Here is a 20,887-nt window from a genome sequence, read left to right on the forward strand (position 1 = left end):
TGTATCTACTGGTTTTGAAATTCAAACTCTACTCAGTAGCAGAAGGCTCCTTCATGGTCAGCATCCCTTCCGTCACAATAAAGTTGATGATGAAATCTAAACCTTGGCTCTCTTTTAGGTTGGTGAACACGTATGGCTTAGTTGGTCGCATGCGTTGAGTGTCTTGCTCCATCACTTCAAGCGACGCACCTACATACGGTGCTAAATCGATCTTATTGATAACCAACAGATCAGAACGCGTAATACCCGGCCCGCCTTTACGTGGGATCTTCTCCCCTTCCGCTACATCAATCACGTAGATAGTCAGGTCGGCTAATTCAGGGCTAAACGTCGCACTGAGGTTGTCGCCACCGCTTTCGACGAATACCACATCGAGGTTTTTGTGCAGCTTAGCCAGCTCTTCTACCGCAGCTAAGTTCATCGACGCATCTTCACGGATCGCCGTGTGCGGACAGCCACCCGTTTCAACACCAATGATACGATCCGGTTCTAGCGCTTCTGCTCGCGTGAGTATCTTTGCATCTTCTTGCGTGTAGATGTCGTTGGTTACCACGGCAATGTTGAGCTTGTCGCGAATCGCCTTACATAGCACCTCTAACAAGGCTGTTTTACCAGACCCTACCGGGCCACCAATACCAATTCGAAGGGGTTGCTTATAACTTTCCATTGTCTACTTCCTTATATTCTTTTCTTGCTACCTCGTTCGCGCTGACCGCTACGAACGAAATAGTCTCGTGTATTGTGTTTCGTGCAGTGAACTTGCTAATGCCATTGATGGCGAAAAACTGCCTACCATCCAATCTTCTATCGCTCGGGCCTTTTCGATTACGTCAGGAAAGGTGTTGGTGATATTAATCAATGCCAACTGCCCGTCGGTTTGCCCTAAAGGCACCAGTTTCACGCCTGCGGTAACGATATTTTCAAGCCAGCTCCATAAGTAACCTTGCTTGAGGCTTTCTAAATCAATGCCCCAATGCTGAGCCGCCATACACATACCCAGCAATTGGTTTGGGTGACTATCAACAGAGTCCACCAGTGAAATATCGATATCTAAGCGCTTCAACAAAGTATTCAATGCCTGCCCACGTTGCTTCTCTTCCGCCCGCAATTCACTGGTTTCACGGCTTGAGTACAGGTAGTTACACCAGTGCTCAATCTCATCGAGTTCACCCTTTTCTAGAGCGTGGTAAAGACGCTCTAAGATGGGCAATTCCAAAGTCGCGACACTGGAACTGACGATGGTATTGAGCCACTGTTCCATACTGTTGCGATCGGTCACCCAACCCGCTTCAACCGCTAACTCTAAGCCTTGCGAGTATGTAAACCCACCAATTGGCAATGACGGACTGATCAATTGAAACAGACGATAGATGGCGACATTTTCTGTTGTGGTCATAACCGTGCCCTCAATTTTCTAGAATTGAAAAATTTCGAGAGCTTACGCGCCTAACAGTAATAGTGCGCTTGCTGAAGCCACACCAACCGACATCCATTTTGAGTAAACCGCGCGGCCAACATAAGCACCGATAACCATCAGAGCCAAAGCTGTGATGCTCATACCCGCTGCAAACTGAGTTAGGTTACTTGCCGCTTCAACGCCATGCGCATAACCATGGAAAAACAACATGCCAACTGAAGCCGCTAATACACTGTTCACACGCTTAGTCGATGGTGAGAACACGTGCCATAAGCATAAGCTGACAACGAATAGAGAAGCGATGATTGCAGGTTCAACAATCACAGAGAAACCTAAGGCTTGGCCTGCGATAAGCCCTACCACCAAAGACGCCAACCCACCGCCAATCAGAGCGGCTTTTGTCTTGGTGGAAAATGAAAGTGCGCCAATTAACAAACCGAAAGCGATCAACATGATCAGGTGATCCATTCCTGTAACCGGGTGAGTTAAGCCAGACATAAATGAGTGGGACTCATGAACTGAGTGCGCTCCATGTCCTGAGTGAGCGAAAGCCATCGTTGATGTTGTTAGAGAAGCTATTGTGAAAGTGCATAAGCCTGCTGCTGTTTTAAAGTTCATCGCGTCTTCCTTGCTTTATACCAATCGTAGTAAATAATTGCTCACCCTAGCTTGCTAAAATGCTCGATAACTGCGTTATAATTTTTGATTGTAGAATAACTACTTATCGAAAAATTATGCCTTGTTCTCAAGCCTTTTTTCTGCGCTATTGTTGATCACTTACTTACTGTGATTGGTATTATTGTTATTAATATCGTTGTTATATAAATCGTTTAGTGAGTCATCAATGACTCGATTAATGATGGTGATGATGTCCACCTGAGCGACCGCCATAAGCGCCGCCTTCTGGTTCAAACGGTTGTTTCTCGGTGGTCACTTTCGCGCCTAAACCTTCAACCATTTCATCTAAAACATGGTCGTGTTGATAACGAACCCAACCCGCTTCCACTTGCAGCGGTACATGACGGTTACCAAGGTGATACGCCACTCGCGTTAGCAAGTGTGGGTCTTCACAATAAACGGTTGAAACGGTTTCTGGTGCCGCTTTCACTTCTACGACTAAACCACATTCACTTGAGAGTTGTTCGCCACCACGCAAGATATGACCTCGCGGTAGAAACAGCCCTGCATTGCGCCCGTCATCTAGCATCACCTTAAGACGGCTTTTAATGCGGCTATCGATCGGCAGGCTTAAGTAGCCGTCCGGTGCATTTTGTATTTGAGTATTCAGTTGAGTCAGTTCAATCATGCTATTACCTCAATCTCCTTGTGAGATTTATAACGTTCAAAATAGGGTCACTAAAATAAGATTCTTTAGTCAAAGGCTTAGAATAGAAAGTACCGCTGAGCCATTGGCAGCTCTTCAGCAGGCTCACACGTGAGTAATTCACCATCGGCGCGTACTTGGTAAGTCTGAGAATCCACCTCAATCTTCGGCATCCAATCATTAAGCTTCATGTCGGCTTTGCTGATGTTTCGGCAGTTACTCACAACACCAATCAAGCTCTGCAGACCCAACTGTTTGTCGATGTTCTGCGCCTTGGCTTCTTTAGAGACAAACAGCATTGATGTGTTCTGACACGCCTTGCCGTAGCTACCAAACATAGAGCGGTAATGGACTGGCTGAGGTGTTGGGATTGAAGCGTTCGGATCGCCCATCGGTGCCATGGCGATCATGCCGCCTTTCAAAATCACGCTTGGTTTCACGCCAAAGAAGGCTGGCTTCCATAGAACTAGGTCAGCTAATTTCCCGGTTTCAATAGAACCGATTTCATGAGACATACCATGAGTGATCGCTGGGTTGATGGTGTACTTAGCGACATAGCGCCTTAAACGGAAGTTATCGCTGTAGTCTGAATCTTCTTTTAGACTGCCACGCTGCACTTTCATCTTGTGTGCGGTTTGCCAAGTACGTGTTACTACCTCGCCCACTCGTCCCATCGCTTGAGAATCCGAGGCGATCATCGAGAATGCGCCCAAGTCATGAAGAATGTCTTCTGCGGCAATGGTTTCACGGCGGATACGCGATTCAGCAAACGCGACATCTTCTGCTATCGATGGTGAAAGGTGATGACACACCATCAACATGTCTAAATGTTCATCGACCGTATTGACCGTGTAAGGTCTTGTTGGGTTAGTCGAAGAAGGTAGAACGTTGGGTTCACCTGCCGCACGGATAATATCGGGAGCATGACCACCGCCCGCACCTTCAGTGTGGTAGGTATGAATCACTCGGTCGCCAATTGCGCCAAGTGTCGATTCAACAAAACCAGACTCATTCAAGGTATCGGTATGAATCGCGACTTGTACGTCCATCTCGTCAGCAACACTTAAACAAGTATCGATGGAAGCGGGTGTGGTTCCCCAGTCTTCGTGCAACTTCAAACCGACTGCGCCAGCAGCGACTTGTTCACGCAATGCTTCAGGCTGACTTGCATTGCCTTTGCCTAATAAACCAAAGTTCATCGGGAATTGATCGAGTGACTCCAGCATACGATGCATGTTCCAAGGCCCCGGCGTACATGTGGTTGCGTTGGTGCCTGTGTTTGGCCCGGTGCCACCACCTATCATGGTAGTCACACCTGACGCCAGTGCTTCTTCAATCTGTTGTGGGCAAATAAAGTGGATGTGTGAATCAATGCCACCAGCAGTCAGAATTGAACCTTCGCCCGCTAAAATCTCCGTGCCCGGGCCAATCACAATATCAACGCCAGGCTGAACATCTGGGTTGCCCGCTTTACCCAATGCCTGAACTCGACCATCTTTGATAGCGACATCGGCCTTTACTATGCCCCAGTAGTCCAACACAATCGCATTGGTGATCACCAGATCTGGCGTTTCGGCACTTGGACGTTGGCTTTGCCCTTGTCCATCACGAATCACTTTGCCGCCGCCGAATTTCACTTCGTCGCCGTATACGGTGTAATCTTTTTCAACTTCTAGCCATAAATCAGTGTCAGCAAGACGCACTCGGTCACCGACTGTTGGCCCAAACATTTCGGCATAAGCCTGTCTGGATATCGTCGCCATGTTCAATCCTTTGTTATTTTCATTATTCCGTGGGAGCGCTTAGAGCTTGCCCATCACCTTTCCTTGGAAGCCATAGATCTCTAACTTACCGGCGTAACGCACTAACTCGACGCTGCGCGACTGACCCGGTTCAAAGCGGGTTGCAGTACCAGCAGGAATATTGAGTCGAAAACCTTTAGTGGCTTCTCGGTCAAAGATCAGTGATGGGTTTGCTTCATAGAAGTGGTAATGAGAGCCAATTTGAACAGGACGATCGCCAATGTTTTGTACCTTAACGGACGTTGTGTCGCGGCCTTCATTGAGAGTGATGTCACCGGGTGCGGTTTCTACTTTTCCGGGAACGAATCCTGAGTATTGTTTTGTGGAACCAGCCATATTACTTCTCCCTACACGATAGGTTCATGAACGGTCACCAGCTTGGTGCCATCAGGAAAAGTGGCTTCGACTTGTACATCAGGGATCATGGAAGGGATCCCCTCCATAACGTCATCGACAGTAAGAAGTGTGCGTCCAAAATCCATTAATTCTGAAACGGTTTTACCCTCGCGGGCACCTTCAAGAATGGCACTGCTGATCAGTGCGATAGATTCTGGATAGTTGAGTTTTAAGCCTTTTTGTTTGCGCTGCTGTGCCAGCATTCCTGCGCAGAAGATAAGTAGCTTATCTTTTTCTCTTGGTGTTAATTCCATTTAGCCGCCCGCTGTTAGTGTTGTTTTCTTATTGCTCAAAAACGCATGAGCAGTAAGTGGGATTCAATCACAGCAAGCTTGAAAAAATGTACCGAGGGCCGGAAGGCGCCCCCGGTACAAATAGGGCTAATCGCTAAGTCGCCCAAATCCTTGGTAAATCAGGAGTCGTACCACATAAATGAGAGCGAGTTGCTTGCCATATCTGACCAAAGGCCTGGAGGATATCTTCACTCCAATTACCCAAGGCTCGCACCACAATCAATCCTTCTATCTGAGTCGCACCCAATATTAATGTGGGTTCACTCGACGTTTTTGATGTAACTGATTGCTGTGAAGCTTGCTGTGTAATAGATAAGAGCAAGCTCTGTACCAACTCTAAATCTTGCTTCTCATTTGAGGTGATATAAAAGGTTCCCATCATTGAATAATCAAGTAACCCCATATTTATCATTAACTTATCGCCACCATGAAAATTAAAACCCTCAGTAAGAAGCCTTTGATTATCAAGATAGATTTCAGTTTTGCCAACGAGGTGACCATGCTCGAATCCCTCATTCTGTGCAGGACGTCCAAAACAGTGCATTTCCCAACCCCAAAATTGTGCACCCTTTTCTAGGCGAATTTCAGTGTCTAAACGAACGTGTGCATTCGGGAAAAAGATGTTCTCTTGCGGCATCCATTCCAAGCGAGCATCTTTCTTCACTCGTAAGGTCTGCTTCTGCTTGGCGTACTTGTTGTTTGAGCGATAAAACTTGGTCGCACCGGGTGTGGTGATCAACGCATGCGCACCGCTTTCGATGGTCGCTTCAATATTGAGAGTGTCACCACCTACCACTCCGCCGGGGGGATGAAGTAAGTAGGTGTGACACGTTTCCCCATCAGGATACAAGGGACGCTGCACCGCAAGCGGACCAGACTGTTGACGATTCTTTAATACGGTTTTATCACCGCGGTCGACAAAAGTGAGGTTTAAGCTCGCTTGCCAACCGTCTCGGATATCTTGTTCGATGGTCTCATTCAGAGACAACACTCCCGCTAAAGAGGTGTTTATTGCTTCACTCGAAGAATATAGAGAGCTCATACGGTTAGGTACTCCTTAATCAAAGACTCATTGAGCCCTTTCATTTCACCTTCTGCTACCTGACGACCACGGTCGAAAATGCAAAATCGGTCACCGACCTTTCTCGCAAATGGCAGCTTCTGCTCAACAAGCAGTACTGTGAGCCCCATATTCTCGTTGAGCATACGAATGATGTCACCAATCTCTTGCACGATATTGGGCTGAATACCTTCTGTCGGTTCATCCAAGATCAATAGCTTTGGATTGACCACCAACGCACGCCCAATCGCGAGTTGTTGTTGCTGACCACCAGATAAGTCACCACCGCGACGATGTAGCATCTCTTTTAACACTGGGAATATATCGAAGATGAACTCTGGGATCTTACGGTCGCCCTTTTCGCGAATCGGCAAGCCTACTTCTAGGTTTTCTTGAACCGTGAGCATCGGAAAGATCTGACGACCTTGCGGCACATAACCGATGCCTTGACGAGCACGATCTTCAGCATCGGTTTTCAAAAGCGACTCGCCCGATAATGAGATGTCACCGCTTTCGACCTTAACCAACCCCATGATGCATTGCAGCAACGTAGTTTTACCGACGCCATTGCGCCCCATTAACACCGTGCATTTACCTTCTGGGATCTGCATATCCAAATCCCACAGCGTGTGGCTCTCACCGTAATATTGATTAACTGATTTAACCTCTAACATCCTATTCTCCGAGATAAACTTGTTTAACTTCAGGGTGAGCCTGCACTTGATCCATGGAGCCTTCAGCCAACACATGACCTTGATGAAGCACGGTGACATGGCTTGCGATAGAACGAACGAAATCCATATCGTGTTCAACTACTACAACCGAGTGCTTACCTGCCAGTGAGTTAAGTAACTCAGAGGTGCGATCCATTTCTTGGTGAGTCATACCTGCCACGGGTTCATCCACCAGCAGCAGCTTAGGGTTTTGCATCAATAGCATGCCGATCTCTAACCACTGCTTTTGTCCGTGAGACAGGTTACCTGCCAAATTCGCCGCTTCGTCTTTTAGATGAATCAGCTCAAGCACAGAGGTCAGTTTCTCTTTCTGTTCGCCAGACATCACAGCAGTGAAAGTCGCCCACACTGAACGGTCACCGGCCATGGCCAACTCAAGGTTTTGCCACACGGTTAAGCATTCAATCACAGTCGGCTTTTGGAATTTACGCCCAACGCCTGCATTGGCAATTTCAGCTTCGTTCATCTTCAATAAGTTGATGTTCGAACCCAACCACACTTCGCCAGTGTCTGGCTTAGTTTTACCTGTGATGATGTCCATCATGGTGGTTTTACCTGCGCCATTAGGGCCGATGATGCAGCGTAGCTCTCCCTCTTTGATGTAAAGGTTCAGATCGTTTATCGCTTGGAAACCATCGAAGCTTTTGTTGACGCCTTCGACATACAACAGCACGTTATGTCGAGTATCGATGGCAGGATGAATATCGGGTTTGAGGTAATCAAAGACTTCGTCTCGACGAGTGAACGCCTGAACCGATTCCTTTACGCTATTAAATGTGGTCATGCAATTACCTCCTTGGCTTTGTGCTGATCATCCTTATCTTTATCTTGGTTTTTCCCATTTGATGCCTTGCGCAGCTGCTGCCATTTTTCACTGACAAAGCCAATCACACCTTGTGGGAAGTACATGGTCGAGAGTACGAAGAGTCCACCCAGAGCAAATAACCACACCTCTGGGAACTCAACCGTAAACCAGCTCTTGGCGTAGTTGATGATCAATGCACCAACAATGGCGCCAAACAGAGTGGCACGGCCGCCTAAGGCAACCCAAACCACAATCTCAATTGAGTTAAGAGGAGCAAATTCTCCCGGGTTAATGATGCCAACTTGGGGAACATATAAAGCCCCGGCAATACCCGCGATAACCGCAGAAAGAACGAAGACCCACAGCTTGATGCCATCGACGTCGTAGCCCATAAAGCGAGTGCGTGACTCGGTATCACGAATCGCTAATGCCACACGACCTAATCGACTGGTCACGACCATGCGACACGCGATGTAACTGAGGATTAGCGCAATACCAGTCGCGACAAACAGGCCTATCTTGACCGCATCACTCTGCAAGCTCAGACCTATGATGTCTTTGAAATCCGTCAGTCCGTTGTTACCACCAAAGCCCATCTCGTTGCGGAAAAATGCCAACATCAATGCGTAAGTTAACGCCTGAGTCATGATAGAAAGATACACCCCGGACACACGAGAGCGGAAAGCTAAATAACCGAACAAGTAAGCCAATGCGCCCGGCACCAACACTACCATCAAACAGGCGAACCAGAACTGATCAAAGCCCTGCCAGAACCACGGCAACGCCGACCAATCAAGGAACACCATGAAGTCAGGCAGGATTGGATCACCATAAACCCCACGGTCACCAATCTGACGCATCAGATACATGCCCATCGCATAACCACCAAGCGCAAAGAAAGCGCCATGGCCGAGGCTCAAGATTCCGAGATAGCCCCACACCAGATCGAGCGCCAACGCCAACATTGCGTAGCTCAGGTATTTGCCCATTAATGAGATCGTGAAAGTCTCGACATGGAGCGGGTGTCCACTTGGTAACATGGTGTTAGCCAGTGGGATAAGAATGACGGCCACAAGAATGGCAAGGATGGTCAGTTGGCCACCTTTGTCACCACGCATTGCCGAAAGTACAAATGATTTTGACTGCATGATGTTGTCCTTAACCTTCAGCCGCACGACCACGTTGCGGGAAGAGTCCGCGTGGGCGTTTTTGAATAAATAGAATGATGAAAACCAGTACCAGAATCTTGGCGAGAACCGCACCAGCCCATGGTTCTAAAATCTTATTGAACAGACCAAGGCTTAAGCCTGCGACTAGCGTGCCCCATAGGTTGCCAACACCGCCGAATACCACCACCATGAATGAGTCGATGATGTACGCCTGTCCCATATTAGGTCCAACGTTGGTCAGTTGAGAAAGTGCCACGCCTGCAACACCCGCAACGCCAGAGCCTAAACCGAAGGTCATCGCATCAACTCGCTCTGAACGAATACCCATCGCACGAGCCATGCCACGGTTTTGAGAAACCGCACGAACCTGCAAGCCTAGTGGTGTCTTTTTCAGAACCATCAATAAGCCCATAAACACCAAGCCACAGAACAAGATGATATAAAGTCGGTTGTAAGTCAGAGACAACATTGGGTTCAATTGAAGTGCGCCAGACATCCATTCAGGCGTGCTCACTGAGCGATTCAAAGGAGAGAAAATAGAACGAACAGCCTGCTGCAAGATTAAGCTAATACCAAAGGTCGCGAGTAAGGTTTCCAATGGGCGACCATAAAGATGACGAATCACACTTCGCTCAATCGCAATGCCCACTAAGCCAGAAACAATGAATGCTGCTGGAATGGAAAGTATCAGCGCTAGGCCAATATGATTCGGCATCAACAACTGCAATACGTAGGTGGTGTAAGCGCCAATCATGATCAACTCGCCATGAGCCATGTTGATAACGCCCATCACACCAAAGGTAATCGCTAAGCCAATGCCCGCCAGCACCAATACCGAACCTAAGCTCAAACCGAAGAATACGGTTTCTACACCCGAATAGAGTGCTTGGCTTTGTTGATAGCTATCCATCGCACGTTCTGCTGCAGCGGTGATGCTTGGATCTTGCTCAGTGTTCAGTAGTTGATTCAGTGTTTTCAGAACGACCGAATGTTTGAAGTCACCGACTCGCTCAATCGACGTGACTCGACCTTCAATGGCTGTGCTTTTATCAAGGGAGCTATAAATAGCCAATGAGAGGTCCATCAGCTCTGCCACTTTGCCCTCTGATTCGTTGGTTCTGAGTTCAGCTATGCGCTCAATGATGTCAGCGTCTTTGGTCCCTAACAGATCCAAAACAGCTTTATAACGCACATCAGGATTACTGCTGTTCAGTCCAATAGAAGCAATTTCCCCGCGTAAGATGCCGCGAAGTTTGTTATTCACGCGAACCTTTTTAAACTGTCTCGCATTCTCGATATTCAGCGTTGAATCATCCCATACAGACTGAGCTGACGTCGCTGTTTTGATGCTTTTAATGAGGTAGAGCTGTTTGTATTGCTCGCTCTGTTTGTCACCAAAATAGTAAAGGTTTCCGTTTAACCAACCATCCAGAATAGGTTTCGACACATCTTCCGTTTGCGTCTCAATCACCCAATCAATAGCTAATTCTTTATCCGATGTTTTCTTACCAACTAGCGCCTTGGTAAAGCTAGCTTCATCCGTTATTCCCGCAAAAGCCAACTGAGCACTGACTGCCATGAGCAACAGCGCCTTAAATACGTTTAATACGTTTTTCATCCCTGCTTCCTTAGTCCATCGAGCTAGATATTGTTATTTTTGCTTGATGGATACGTGGATAATTATTACCTGAGAAGTAGTGAGCCTTACCTTAGCTAGGTTTACTAAAGACAAGGCTCATATTCATGACTCTAGTTACCGCCAGAACACTTCTTCGTTTCGACGTTAAACGCACCACATGAGAATGGCTTCGACCAGCTAGAGAACAGTTTTGCCGATTCAGGTAAGTAGCTCGACCAAGCATCACCCGCAACGAGACCTGTGGTTTCCCAAACGATATCGAATTGACCATCGTCTTGGACCTCACCAATCAGGACTGGTTTAGTAATGTGGTGGTTTGGCAGCATGGTTGAGTAGCCGCCAGAAAGGTTAGGAACAGACACTCCAATCAAGGCATCTTGCACAGATTCAGGATCGGTTGTGCCCGCATTAGTGACCGCTTGAGCCCACATGTTGAAGCCAACATAGTGCGCTTCCATTGGGTCATTGGTGACGCGCTTTTCACTCTTGATGAACGACTGCCACGTTTCAACGAACTCTTCATTGGCTTCGGTATCAACACTCATAAAGTAGTTCCATGCCGCTAGGTGGCCTACCAGTGGCTCTGTATCCATACCTGACAGTTCTTCTTCACCAACAGAGAATGCGATAACTGGGATGTCTTCAGATGAAATGCCTTGAGCGCCAAGTTCTTTATAGAAAGGTACGTTCGCATCGCCGTTCACAGTAGAAACCACAGCGGTTTTCTTGCCTGCTTCGCCGAACCTTTTGATGTCTGAAACGATAGATTGCCAATCAGAGTGACCAAATGGCGTGTAGTTGATCATGATGTCTTCTTCTGCGACACCTTTATCTTTTAAGTAGGCTTCTAAGATCTTATTGGTAGTACGTGGGTAAACGTAATCGGTACCTGCAAGTACCCAACGCTCAACTTCAAGCTCTTCCATCAAGTAATCCACTGCTGGGATCGCTTGTTGGTTTGGCGCGGCACCGGTGTAGAAAACGTTTTTAGAAGACTCTTCACCTTCATACTGTACTGGGTAGAAAAGGATGCTGTTGAGTTCTTCAAAAACAGGCAGCATCGATTTACGTGATACCGATGTCCAACCACCGAACACCACATCCACTTTCTCTTTTTCGATAAGCTCACGCGCTTTCTCAGCAAATAGCGGCCAGTTTGACGCAGGGTCAACCACAACAGGCTCTAGCTTCTTACCAAGCAAACCGCCCTTTTTGTTCTGCTCTTCGATAAGCATTAGCACGGTATCTTTTAGCGTGGTCTCACTGATCGCCATAGTGCCAGAGAGTGAATGTAGAACACCGACCTTGATGGTCTCATCAGCAGCAAACACTGTTGCAGAAGAAAATGAAAGTGTTGTACACAGTGCAGCTAGCGATAAATTGAACACCTTGTTCATGATATTACTCCATAATTGTATTTTTGTTATTCAATTACAGAGTTACAAGAAGAGTGCCAAACTTATAAACCAACGAAATTATTTATAAGTAATTGTATTAATAGAACTTAAAAGAAAATCACACCAATAGAGTGCATAGCAATCATGTAACTATGTTTCATACTGGTGCAGTGACAGTGGGAATGAACCAAGATGACACATTCCTGTTCTTCAGATATAAAAAAGACCCAACACTTTAGTATTGAGTCTCTGGTATAACATCACCGATGGTCGTTCAAACCATGCAGTTTAAGGCTATTCCGCTGGTTGAAATTCGAATTTTACTCTCGACTTAGATTTCAACTCGTTGCAATCACCGTTGCAAAAATAGCTCGCCGCACCACAGGCTTGAAGCTTCTCAAGTTGGCTGCTGCACTCAGGACAAAACCCTACCTTAGTAAAGTGAGCCTGACAACTTTCACAGTGATACTTGCCATCCCAAGCTAGCTCAGACTGGCACTTAGGGCAGATATTTTCACTCATTAGCATTTCCTAATTTACGACTATTTTTACAATCTACTACTGCTTAGACTTGGCTTGCTTGATTTGATACATGTTCTTATCAGCTTGTGCGATCAACTGGTCTAATCCTTGAGGATCTTTGTCACAAGAAAGCCCGACACTCACCGAGAACTGCACATCATTGATATAAAGCGCTTGTTGCAGTGCTTTCTCTAAGCTGTGGTAGAAGCTAACAACGCTTTCTTGATCATCAAAACATGAGAACACCACAAACTCATCACCACCATAACGACCTATCTTGGCACATGCTGTGGTTGCCTCATCAAGCACTTCGGCAACCGCCAACAGCACATCATCGCCGAAACTGTGGCCGTAGGTATCATTTATTGATTTGAATTTATCGACATCCACAAACAGACACGCCATCACCTTTTCTGAAAAACATCGCTTAGCCAACACTTTTTCGGCTTCATTGAACAGTGCACGACGATTCAAGCAATGGGTTAAAGAATCTCGATTGGCGAAAAAGTTAAGCTGATTCTCCAACTCGAACTTTTCTAGTGCTACCGAATACAGGGAAGCCAGTAGTTCTAAGATCTCGAGCTCAAATTCATGTGGTTCAGAGATATACTGGCTATAAATAGCGAAGGTACCCAACACATTACCGCGCGACGAGATAATGGGTACCGACCAACAGGCATGCAGATTCGCTTGATTGGTTAAGGCTAAAAAAGGTGCCCAGTTTGGGTGTGCATTTATGTTGGAGACCATCACTGCTTTCTTAAGCGCAGCTGCCTCACCACAAGAACCTACCCCTGCACCAATTCCTACCCCTTCAATCTGTTGATTGTAAAAATCAGGCAGGTTTGGGGCATATTCAAGGTGTAACGTTTTAGACTCTGAGTTGAGCAGTAGAATTGAAGCCATGCGCTGCCCAAAAAGCTGCTCGGTAAGCTGAATAATCTTGTGATTTAAATCTTTGCGATCCATCCCAAGCGCAAGCTTGCGCAGCAAACTATTGACGGCTCGATGGCCTTCTAATAAAAATTGTTGTTCCATTCACTAAGGCTTTCAATTGTGTAATCGGGTACAGCTTGTTCTTATGCAAGCTTGTTATTGGTCAATAATAACACACTAAATTAGTACGACACACAATCGAAGATCATAGGTTGATCTTTCGCTTTATCTATTTTGATCAGCGATCTACCCCAAAAAGAATATTTATATCACCACACACCGAAAGCATAAGTTACATGTGCTGCATTTCAATTTTAAATAGCTATTTATATTGAAAGTGACATGCAAAAACAAAATAAACAGAACAAGCTATTTCGATCTGTAGTCTAAATCATCGAATTACATGCGTCAGCATTTCAATATGCTGGTCATCTAACTGGGTTAACTTAACAGACAATGCCTTAAGCTCTGAGGTGTTCTCAATGTGAGTACCACCACACGGAATAGACACTAAAGTGTCGGCATTCAACTGCCATTCCCAATAGCGAGAGTCTGTTAATGCCTCGCCTTCCAGTCGCATCGCAACTGGCGTCGGCTCTGCAAGCCAGCCCGCAATCATTTGGTTGATGTCGGCTTCAATACCATCAAGGTTTGCTAGCATGTCTGCAACGTTCAAACCGCGCTTCTTGAGGGTTTTGCCTAAACGATACTTATCGGTACACAGCTCTGGAGTCACAAAGCTCGTCACTTGTGCGTAGCTATTGAAGTCATAACTGCCAAGCGGATCTTTTCTGTCCGCATCTTTACGCCAGTAGCTTTCAGCCAATACTTTATTCAAGGCTAGGAAAGCGATGTGACCAGCACTGTGACCACGGCTCAAACTGGCTTGGTACTCTTTATCAACCGACAACACGACTTCGTCGCTAACCTTAATCATAGAAGCAGATGTGGGTAGCTGGTGGACAACCACAAACGCCCACCCTTCTGTATCACGCTTAACAGGGATATCTGCTGCGATATGAAGCTTGCCAGTAGATTGTTCTATTGCACCAACAAGACAGTCTTCAACGGGATATTGCACGTCACCAACATTCACAAAGCCTTGATCTGCAGGGTGGTCTGGCCAAATGTGACTCACTGGGTGGAAAGGTGTCACGTCGGTGATCAGGTAAGTTTTGCTGTCGTCGCTTTCAACGTACAGCGCTTTAGCATTGAGCTGCCAAGCCTGATGACAAAATTGAGTGATGGTTGGTGTGATTGCTGACGCAGGTGTAATCAAATCGCTAGTAGTCATATCGTTCTTCTTTTGGAATCTAATCTGATTCGTTGAGCCATGATGATAAAAACGTATTGTTATGGCTTAACGTGAATTTTGCTTAAAAAAATACCCGAGACAGGCTCGGGTATCAAATCTATTGGAAAGGTTTACTTACGACCTTTAACCATGCTCATCATACGTTTACGTTTACGTTCTTGAGAAATTGTCAGCTTGTTTGTCTTAGCTTCAAATGGGTTCTCGCTGTTCTGGAATTGAATGCGAATAGGTGTACCCATAATCTCTAGTGAACGACGGTAGTAGTTCATCAAGAATCGTTTGTATGAATCTGGCAAATTACGAACTTGGTTACCGTGGATAACGATAATCGGTGGGTTGTAGCCACCAGCGTGCGCGTATTTCAGTTTCACACGACGGCCACGAACCATAGGCGGTTGGTGATCATCAGTCGCCATCTTCATAATACGAGTTAGAACAGAAGTACCAACACGAGTCGTCGCTGACTTGTAAGCTTCTTGTACAGACTCAAACAAGTGACCAACACCTGTACCGTGAAGTGCAGAGATAAAGTGAATACGTGCGAAATCAACGAAACCTAAGCGACGGTCTAGCTCTTTCTTAACGCGTTCTTTAACGTCGTTATCTAGGCCATCCCACTTGTTTACGGCAATAACAATTGAACGACCAGCGTTCAACGCAAAGCCTAGCAAGCTTAGATCTTGATCAGAGATGTTTTCGCGAGCATCGATAAGCAGCAATACAACGTTAGCATCTTCAATCGCTTTCAGTGTTTTAACCACTGAGAACTTCTCTACCGTTTCGTTGATGTTTTTACGACGACGAACACCCGCAGTATCGATGAGAACATATTCACGCTCATCACGCTGCATTGGGATGTAGATAGAGTCACGAGTCGTACCTGGCATATCGTAAACAACCACACGTTCTTCACCAAGAATACGGTTAGTTAACGTTGATTTGCCTACGTTAGGACGGCCAATGATCGCTAGTTTGATCGGTTGATCTTGAAGACGCTTGAATTCTGCTTCAGCTTCTTCTTCTGTAAATTCAACCTGCTCTTCTTCTTCGTCTTCAAACTCAGTTAAATCGCTTACTTCGCCATTCTCAGCTTTTAGCGCTTCAGCGAATGGGTTAAGAGCAAGATCAATAAGTGCAGTAACACCACGACCATGCGCCGCAGCGATTTGGTACATGTCTTCTACGCCTAGTTGCCAGAAGTCAGCACTTGCAGCATCAGGGTCGATACCATCAACCTTGTTTACTACTAGCATTGAAGGCTTTTCTAGTTGACGTAGGTGCTTAGCAATCGCCACGTCTGAAGGTGTTAGACCCGCACGGCCATCTACCATAAATAGAACGACATCAGCTTCATCAATCGCCGCTAGCGACTGCTCAGCCATTTTAGTTTCAACACCTTCTTCAGTACCGTCGATACCGCCAGTGTCAATAACAATAAAGTCATGCTCGCTAAAATGAGCATGACCGTATTTACGGTCACGCGTTAAGCCAGGGAAATCCGCAACCAATGCATCACGAGTTCGAGTCAATCGGTTAAATAACGTAGATTTACCTACGTTCGGACGCCCTACTAGAGCAACAACAGGTACCATAACAACCTCTACAATTTCTTCTCTAAATGTAGTTATAGGTAAGCACTTGTTCGCAAGTTTAAACTCTTACCTATAACCACACGGTTTATTAATTTTTAACAACAAAACGGCTCCTGGCTGTTACCAACCAGGAGCCGACTGTGAATTATATCACGCTTTTATTGGCTAATCGTTAGTTTCTTTACATCGCCATTGCGAGTCGTCACTAAGTAGCCTTCAGGCAGTTCAATTGGCGCAACCGCAAAGCCGCTATCATCGACAAGCTGTTGTGCAACAAACTCACCCGATGAACGATCTAACCAGTGCAGATAACCTTCTGTGTCACCCACGACTACATAACCATTAATAATAGCAGGTGCTGTCAGTAAGCGGTTTTCTAACAATGGAGTGCTCCACAGTTCAGTACCACTACGCGCATCAACCGCAACCACATGGTCTTTGTCGGTAACAACGAACAAACGGCTGCCATCACTTGCTAAATCAATCGCTGATGAGTAGTTACGTTTCCAAACTGGCTTACCAGAACGAAGATCGATAGCAATCAGCTGACCATTGATACCTACGGTATACAAAGTGCCACCAAGAACAATTGGAGATGCATCAACATCAACCAAACGATCAATTTCCGTTGCGCCTTTTGGCGTGCCTACTGGCTGTTGCCAAATAAGCTGACCACGGTCAACGATAGCCGCAGCTAGACGACCATTTGCTGTACCCCAGAACACACCACCAGAAACCGCAACAGGCGAGCTGTCGCCACGCAATGTTAGGCTTGGTACTTCAGTACTGATGGTCCATTTTTGTTCGCCGCTTGCTTGATCTAACGCGATCAACATGCCGCGACTGGTATGAACAATGACCATGTTGCTATCAGTTGCTGGGGATGCAAGCACCTCGCCATTTACTGATACACGCCACAGCTCTTCACCGGTCGATTCTTCCAGTGCGATCACTTCGCCATTTTCAGAACCAACAAATACTTTACCGTAAGCCGCCGTTAGGCCACCCGATAAACGAGCCAGTACGTCTTTCTCAAGATCGACTTTCCATAGCTCTTTACCTGTATCAGGATCAAGCGCTTTAACCATACCTTCACGGCTTGCAACAAACACTTTGTCGTAAGCCAATTCTGGCGTTAGTTTTGAAAAGTAGTGACCAACACCATCACCAACCGACGTAGACCATTCCTGACTAGGAGTGAACTCGCTGTTTACCGTTGGTACTGGAGCCATGATTACGGTGTCTTCTTCACCCGCACAGCCAGCTAGTAGGCCAAGAGCAATCGCACACAACGCCGCTTTTGGAAACATCTTCTTCATTCAAAGCGCCTTATTTAGCTAGGTCGTCAAGTTTGATTTGAAGCGTTTGGCTAGCGTCAACAGCTTGCTGTGCTTCTGTGTAAGCACTGTATGCTGCGTCAGTGTCGCCTTTACGAAGTGAGATATCACCACGCAGTTCAGCAACACGGCCTTTCCAAGATTCATCTGTCATAGCAGCAAGATCAGTCAGTGCTGCGTCAAATTCACCTTGCTCAGCTTTGATGCGTGCAACACGATAAGTAAGTAGTGGCGCAAGTGCCGCGTCCTTAGTTGCCGATTTTGCCCACTCTAGCTGTTCAAGTGCTGCTGCTAGCTCACCCGCTTGTACTTGTACTTTTGCTAATTGCATAGCTGCAAGTACTGAGTACTCAGCGTCTTTGTTTGCGTCGATGAAAGCTTGAATATCAGATTGAGCATCAACGCCCTTAGTATCAAGAGCTGAAATTACAGAGGTGTAGCCTTCCGAAGCTGCTTCACGCGCTTCAACTACTGAATCTTGGTAATAGCGCCAACCAAATAGACCACCTAAACCAATAACCGCACCAAAGATTACGGCTTTACCGTTCTCTTTCCACCAATCTTTAATGGCTTCAACTTGTTGCTCTTCGCTATCGTAAAGTTCCACTTCCTGTCCTCTTTAATTCTTTAAACGCCAGCATAGTGCTGACGTTAGTATTCATTATGAGCGTTTGCTCAATGGCTAATTAGATTAGCGCAGCAACTTTCTCTGCAACTTCCGTTTGAGACACGGTTTCTTGCTCGCCGCCAACCAGATCTTTTAGCACAACTGTATTGTCAGCAACTTCGTTCTCACCAAGTACCAGCGCCACAACAGCACCTACTTTGTCAGCACGTTTGAATTGCTTCTTGAAGTTACCACCACCGAAGTGGTTCATTACACGCACGCCTTCAACGGTGTCGCGTAATTGATTCGCTAACTGCATGCCCGCGATCATAGTACCTTCGCCAGCAGCAACTACGTATACATCAACGCTACGACGAACTTCTGTTAGCTCTAGCGTTTCCATCATCAGAACCAGACGCTCTAGACCCATTGCGAAGCCAACTGCATTGGTTGCTTTGCCGCCTAGTTGCTCAACAAGACCATCGTAACGACCGCCACCACATACTGTACCTTGAGCACCAAGGCTGTCTGTGATCCACTCAAATACGGTGCGGTTGTAGTAATCTAGGCCACGTACTAGACGCTCATTAACTTGGTATTCGATACCAACAGCGTCAAGAAGTTCACACAAACCAGCAAAATGTTGCTTCGATTCTTCACCTAGATATTCAGATAGTCGAGGTGCGTCACCTAAGATCGCTTGAACATCAGGGTTCTTAGTATCAAGTACACGTAGAGGGTTAGTGTGCATGCGACGTTTGCAGTCTTCGTCAAGCACATCAATGTGTTGCTCAAGGAAAGCCACTAACGCAGTGCGGTAGCTTACGCGATCTTCTTGAGAACCGATTGAGTTCAGCTCTAGGCGAACGTGCTTATCGATGCCTAGCTCACGCCATAGACGTGCTGTCATCATGATAAGTTCTGCGTCAACGTCTGGACCGTCTAGGCCAAACACTTCAACACCACATTGGTGGAATTGACGGTAACGACCTTTTTGAGGACGCTCGTGACGGAACATAGGGCCCATGTACCATAGGCGCTGTTCATCACGGTTGATAAGGCTATTTTGAATACATGAACGTACACAACCTGCTGTGCCTTCTGGGCGCAGCGTTAGGCTATCGCCATTGCGGTCGTCAAAGGTGTACATCTCTTTAGAAACAACGTCTGTCTCTTCACCAACTGCACGGCTAAATAGGTTTGTTTCTTCAACGATAGGCATACGTACTTCGTTGTAACCGTATGCACTCACCACGTTTTTAACTGCGCTTTCTACTTTCTGCCACAGTGGTGATTGAGTTGGAAGGCAGTCGTTCATGCCTCGAATTGCTTGGATATTTTTAGCCACAGTATTTATTCCGTAATTTCTCACGACCAGGTGTTAGTGCGAATAGACAATCACACCCCATCGCGTTGTATTAATCTTCTAAGTTTTCTACATCAATGCGATTTGCTTTATCAAGCACTGACGCTTTTGCACGAATCTTAGCTTCAAGTTTGTCGACAAGGTCATCGTTGTCGAAGCGCTCTTTCTGACGCTTACCGTCTTCGTAGAAGGCACTCTTACGAGCACTACCGGCTAAACCTAAGTGAGACACTTCAGCTTCACCAGGGCCGTTAACCACACAACCGATGATAGATACATCCATTGGAGTGATCACGTCTTCTAGGCGCTCTTCAAGGGCATTAACTGTGTTAATAACATCGAACTCTTGACGAGAACAGCTCGGGCACGCAATGAAGTTGATGCCACGCGAACGAATGCGCAAAGATTTAAGAATATCAAAACCAACTTTGATCTCTTCAACCGGATCAGCCGCTAGCGAGATACGCAGCGTATCGCCGATACCTTCAGAAAGAAGCATACCTAAACCTACTGCTGACTTTACAGAGCCAGCACGCGCACCACCCGCTTCGGTAATGCCAAGGTGAAGAGGTTGATCAATCTGCTTAGCCAGCAAACGGTAAGAACCGACTGCTAGGAATACATCAGACGCCTTAACGCTGACTTTGAATTGATCAAAGTTCAGACGGTCTAGAATATCTACATGACGCATTGCTGATTCAACAAGCGCTTCTGCTGTAGGTTCTGTGTATTTCTCTTGGATCTCTTTCTCAAGAGAACCGCCGTTAACACCAATACGAATCGGAATATTCATATCACGTGCACAATCAACAACTGAGCGGATACGGCTTTCGTTACCGATGTTACCTGGGTTGATACGCAGACAGTCAACGCCGTATTCCGCCACTTTAAGTGCGATACGGTAGTCGAAGTGAATATCAGCAACCAAAGGAACAGAGACCTGCTGCTTGATTAGCTTAAAGGCTTCAGCGGCATCCATAGTCGGTACAGATACGCGAACGATATCAGCGCCAACTTTTTCCAGAGCTCTAATTTGAGCAACGGTCGCGGCTACATCTGTTGTTCTTGTGTTGGTCATGGATTGCACAGCAATTGGTGCACCATCACCGATCGGCACATCACCCACATAAATACGGGTTGATTTGCGACGAATAATAGGAGATTCGTGTTGCATAT

At 46.4% G+C, this 20,887-nt stretch carries 21 protein-coding genes; all 21 read right to left on the reverse strand.

All coding sequences use genetic code 11. The features are described from left to right. Window positions 1–28: 28 nt before the first annotated feature. Entirely contained in the window at window positions 29–667 is a 639-nt protein-coding gene (ureG, locus tag OCV20_RS13540; RefSeq protein ID WP_048614361.1) for an urease accessory protein UreG, read from the reverse strand. 48 nt (window positions 668–715) lie between these two features. Next, on the reverse strand, window positions 716–1,396 hold the full coding sequence (locus tag OCV20_RS13545) for an urease accessory protein UreF (RefSeq protein ID WP_086774913.1): 681 nt from the start codon (window positions 1,394–1,396) through the stop codon (window positions 716–718). Between the two features lie 42 nt (window positions 1,397–1,438). After that, window positions 1,439–2,035 (reverse strand): HupE/UreJ family protein, encoded by a 597-nt coding sequence (locus OCV20_RS13550; RefSeq protein WP_086774914.1) that lies wholly within the window; start codon window positions 2,033–2,035, stop codon window positions 1,439–1,441. A 235-nt stretch (window positions 2,036–2,270) separates the two neighbouring features. Beyond that, entirely contained in the window at window positions 2,271–2,723 is a 453-nt protein-coding gene (ureE, locus tag OCV20_RS13555; protein ID WP_048614367.1) for an urease accessory protein UreE, read from the reverse strand. Between the two features lie 77 nt (window positions 2,724–2,800). Further along, window positions 2,801–4,504 carry an urease subunit alpha gene (ureC, locus tag OCV20_RS13560; RefSeq protein ID WP_086774915.1) on the reverse strand — a complete coding sequence of 568 codons (1,704 nt, stop codon included), beginning with the start codon at window positions 4,502–4,504 and terminating at the stop codon, window positions 2,801–2,803. A gap of 39 nt (window positions 4,505–4,543) precedes the next feature. After that, window positions 4,544–4,879: an urease subunit beta gene (locus OCV20_RS13565; RefSeq protein WP_004735120.1), complete on the reverse strand. Its 336-nt coding sequence runs from the start codon at window positions 4,877–4,879 to the stop codon at window positions 4,544–4,546. Between the two features lie 11 nt (window positions 4,880–4,890). Beyond that, window positions 4,891–5,193 (reverse strand): urease subunit gamma, encoded by a 303-nt coding sequence (ureA, locus tag OCV20_RS13570; protein ID WP_004735119.1) that lies wholly within the window; start codon window positions 5,191–5,193, stop codon window positions 4,891–4,893. Window positions 5,194–5,326: 133 nt separating this feature from the next. Then, window positions 5,327–6,274 (reverse strand): urease accessory protein UreD, encoded by a 948-nt coding sequence (locus tag OCV20_RS13575; protein ID WP_050619867.1) that lies wholly within the window; start codon window positions 6,272–6,274, stop codon window positions 5,327–5,329. Then, window positions 6,271–6,966, reverse strand: coding sequence for an urea ABC transporter ATP-binding subunit UrtE (gene urtE / locus OCV20_RS13580; RefSeq protein ID WP_086774916.1), 696 nt, complete (start codon window positions 6,964–6,966; stop codon window positions 6,271–6,273). The genes OCV20_RS13575 and urtE overlap by 4 nt, the downstream gene beginning before the upstream one ends. A 1-nt stretch (window position 6,967) precedes the next feature. Continuing rightward, a complete protein-coding gene (gene urtD / locus OCV20_RS13585) occupies window positions 6,968–7,810 on the reverse strand; it encodes an urea ABC transporter ATP-binding protein UrtD (protein WP_086774917.1) in 843 nt (280 codons plus the stop codon). Beyond that, entirely contained in the window at window positions 7,807–8,979 is a 1,173-nt protein-coding gene (urtC, locus tag OCV20_RS13590; RefSeq protein WP_086774918.1) for an urea ABC transporter permease subunit UrtC, read from the reverse strand. Before urtC ends, urtD begins: the two co-directional genes overlap by 4 nt. A 10-nt stretch (window positions 8,980–8,989) precedes the next feature. Further along, window positions 8,990–10,618, reverse strand: coding sequence for an urea ABC transporter permease subunit UrtB (gene urtB, locus OCV20_RS13595; RefSeq protein WP_086774919.1), 1,629 nt, complete (start codon window positions 10,616–10,618; stop codon window positions 8,990–8,992). A gap of 131 nt (window positions 10,619–10,749) precedes the next feature. Continuing rightward, complete coding sequence (urtA, locus tag OCV20_RS13600) at window positions 10,750–12,036, reverse strand: urea ABC transporter substrate-binding protein (protein WP_086774920.1); 1,287 nt, start codon at window positions 12,034–12,036, stop codon at window positions 10,750–10,752. 294 nt (window positions 12,037–12,330) lie between these two features. Further along, window positions 12,331–12,558 carry a zinc ribbon domain-containing protein gene (locus OCV20_RS13605; RefSeq protein WP_017056199.1) on the reverse strand — a complete coding sequence of 76 codons (228 nt, stop codon included), beginning with the start codon at window positions 12,556–12,558 and terminating at the stop codon, window positions 12,331–12,333. 36 nt (window positions 12,559–12,594) lie between these two features. Beyond that, window positions 12,595–13,596 carry a sensor domain-containing diguanylate cyclase gene (locus OCV20_RS13610; protein WP_086774921.1) on the reverse strand — a complete coding sequence of 334 codons (1,002 nt, stop codon included), beginning with the start codon at window positions 13,594–13,596 and terminating at the stop codon, window positions 12,595–12,597. Between the two features lie 289 nt (window positions 13,597–13,885). Continuing rightward, the gene (locus OCV20_RS13615) at window positions 13,886–14,788 is read right to left on the reverse strand and encodes a metal-dependent hydrolase (RefSeq protein ID WP_086774922.1); all 903 of its coding nucleotides are present in this window, start codon (window positions 14,786–14,788) and stop codon (window positions 13,886–13,888) included. 131 nt (window positions 14,789–14,919) lie between these two features. Continuing rightward, window positions 14,920–16,401 (reverse strand): ribosome biogenesis GTPase Der, encoded by a 1,482-nt coding sequence (der, locus tag OCV20_RS13620; RefSeq protein WP_017062511.1) that lies wholly within the window; start codon window positions 16,399–16,401, stop codon window positions 14,920–14,922. 158 nt (window positions 16,402–16,559) lie between these two features. Then, a complete protein-coding gene (bamB, locus tag OCV20_RS13625) occupies window positions 16,560–17,720 on the reverse strand; it encodes an outer membrane protein assembly factor BamB (protein WP_086774923.1) in 1,161 nt (386 codons plus the stop codon). A gap of 10 nt (window positions 17,721–17,730) precedes the next feature. After that, window positions 17,731–18,345, reverse strand: coding sequence for a YfgM family protein (locus OCV20_RS13630; protein ID WP_019822120.1), 615 nt, complete (start codon window positions 18,343–18,345; stop codon window positions 17,731–17,733). 79 nt (window positions 18,346–18,424) lie between these two features. Next, window positions 18,425–19,693 (reverse strand): histidine--tRNA ligase, encoded by a 1,269-nt coding sequence (gene hisS, locus OCV20_RS13635; RefSeq protein WP_017062514.1) that lies wholly within the window; start codon window positions 19,691–19,693, stop codon window positions 18,425–18,427. Between the two features lie 70 nt (window positions 19,694–19,763). Beyond that, window positions 19,764–20,885 carry a flavodoxin-dependent (E)-4-hydroxy-3-methylbut-2-enyl-diphosphate synthase gene (gene ispG, locus OCV20_RS13640; protein ID WP_009848294.1) on the reverse strand — a complete coding sequence of 374 codons (1,122 nt, stop codon included), beginning with the start codon at window positions 20,883–20,885 and terminating at the stop codon, window positions 19,764–19,766. Between the last annotated feature and the right edge of the window lie 2 nt (window positions 20,886–20,887).

The sequence above is a fragment of the Vibrio coralliirubri genome, from assembly GCF_024347375.1.
Lineage (GTDB): Bacteria > Pseudomonadota > Gammaproteobacteria > Enterobacterales > Vibrionaceae > Vibrio > Vibrio coralliirubri.

Bases quoted from the DNA above. Each gene is read 5' to 3' on its own strand.
- ureG (WP_048614361.1), bottom strand. From the start codon at position 667: ATGGAAAGTTATAAGCAACCCCTTCGAATTGGTATTGGTGGCCCGGTA.
- OCV20_RS13545 (WP_086774913.1), bottom strand. From the start codon at position 1,396: ATGACCACAACAGAAAATGTCGCCATCTATCGTCTGTTTCAATTGATC.
- OCV20_RS13550 (WP_086774914.1), bottom strand. From the start codon at position 2,035: ATGAACTTTAAAACAGCAGCAGGCTTATGCACTTTCACAATAGCTTCT.
- ureE (WP_048614367.1), bottom strand. From the start codon at position 2,723: ATGATTGAACTGACTCAACTGAATACTCAAATACAAAATGCACCGGAC.
- ureC (WP_086774915.1), bottom strand. From the start codon at position 4,504: ATGGCGACGATATCCAGACAGGCTTATGCCGAAATGTTTGGGCCAACA.
- OCV20_RS13565 (WP_004735120.1), bottom strand. From the start codon at position 4,879: ATGGCTGGTTCCACAAAACAATACTCAGGATTCGTTCCCGGAAAAGTA.
- ureA (WP_004735119.1), bottom strand. From the start codon at position 5,193: ATGGAATTAACACCAAGAGAAAAAGATAAGCTACTTATCTTCTGCGCA.
- OCV20_RS13575 (WP_050619867.1), bottom strand. From the start codon at position 6,274: ATGAGCTCTCTATATTCTTCGAGTGAAGCAATAAACACCTCTTTAGCG.
- urtE (WP_086774916.1), bottom strand. From the start codon at position 6,966: ATGTTAGAGGTTAAATCAGTTAATCAATATTACGGTGAGAGCCACACG.
- urtD (WP_086774917.1), bottom strand. From the start codon at position 7,810: ATGACCACATTTAATAGCGTAAAGGAATCGGTTCAGGCGTTCACTCGT.
- urtC (WP_086774918.1), bottom strand. From the start codon at position 8,979: ATGCAGTCAAAATCATTTGTACTTTCGGCAATGCGTGGTGACAAAGGT.
- urtB (WP_086774919.1), bottom strand. From the start codon at position 10,618: ATGAAAAACGTATTAAACGTATTTAAGGCGCTGTTGCTCATGGCAGTC.
- urtA (WP_086774920.1), bottom strand. From the start codon at position 12,036: ATGAACAAGGTGTTCAATTTATCGCTAGCTGCACTGTGTACAACACTT.
- OCV20_RS13605 (WP_017056199.1), bottom strand. From the start codon at position 12,558: ATGAGTGAAAATATCTGCCCTAAGTGCCAGTCTGAGCTAGCTTGGGAT.
- OCV20_RS13610 (WP_086774921.1), bottom strand. From the start codon at position 13,596: ATGGAACAACAATTTTTATTAGAAGGCCATCGAGCCGTCAATAGTTTG.
- OCV20_RS13615 (WP_086774922.1), bottom strand. From the start codon at position 14,788: ATGACTACTAGCGATTTGATTACACCTGCGTCAGCAATCACACCAACC.
- der (WP_017062511.1), bottom strand. From the start codon at position 16,401: ATGGTACCTGTTGTTGCTCTAGTAGGGCGTCCGAACGTAGGTAAATCT.
- bamB (WP_086774923.1), bottom strand. From the start codon at position 17,720: ATGAAGAAGATGTTTCCAAAAGCGGCGTTGTGTGCGATTGCTCTTGGC.
- ispG (WP_009848294.1), bottom strand. From the start codon at position 20,885: ATGCAACACGAATCTCCTATTATTCGTCGCAAATCAACCCGTATTTAT.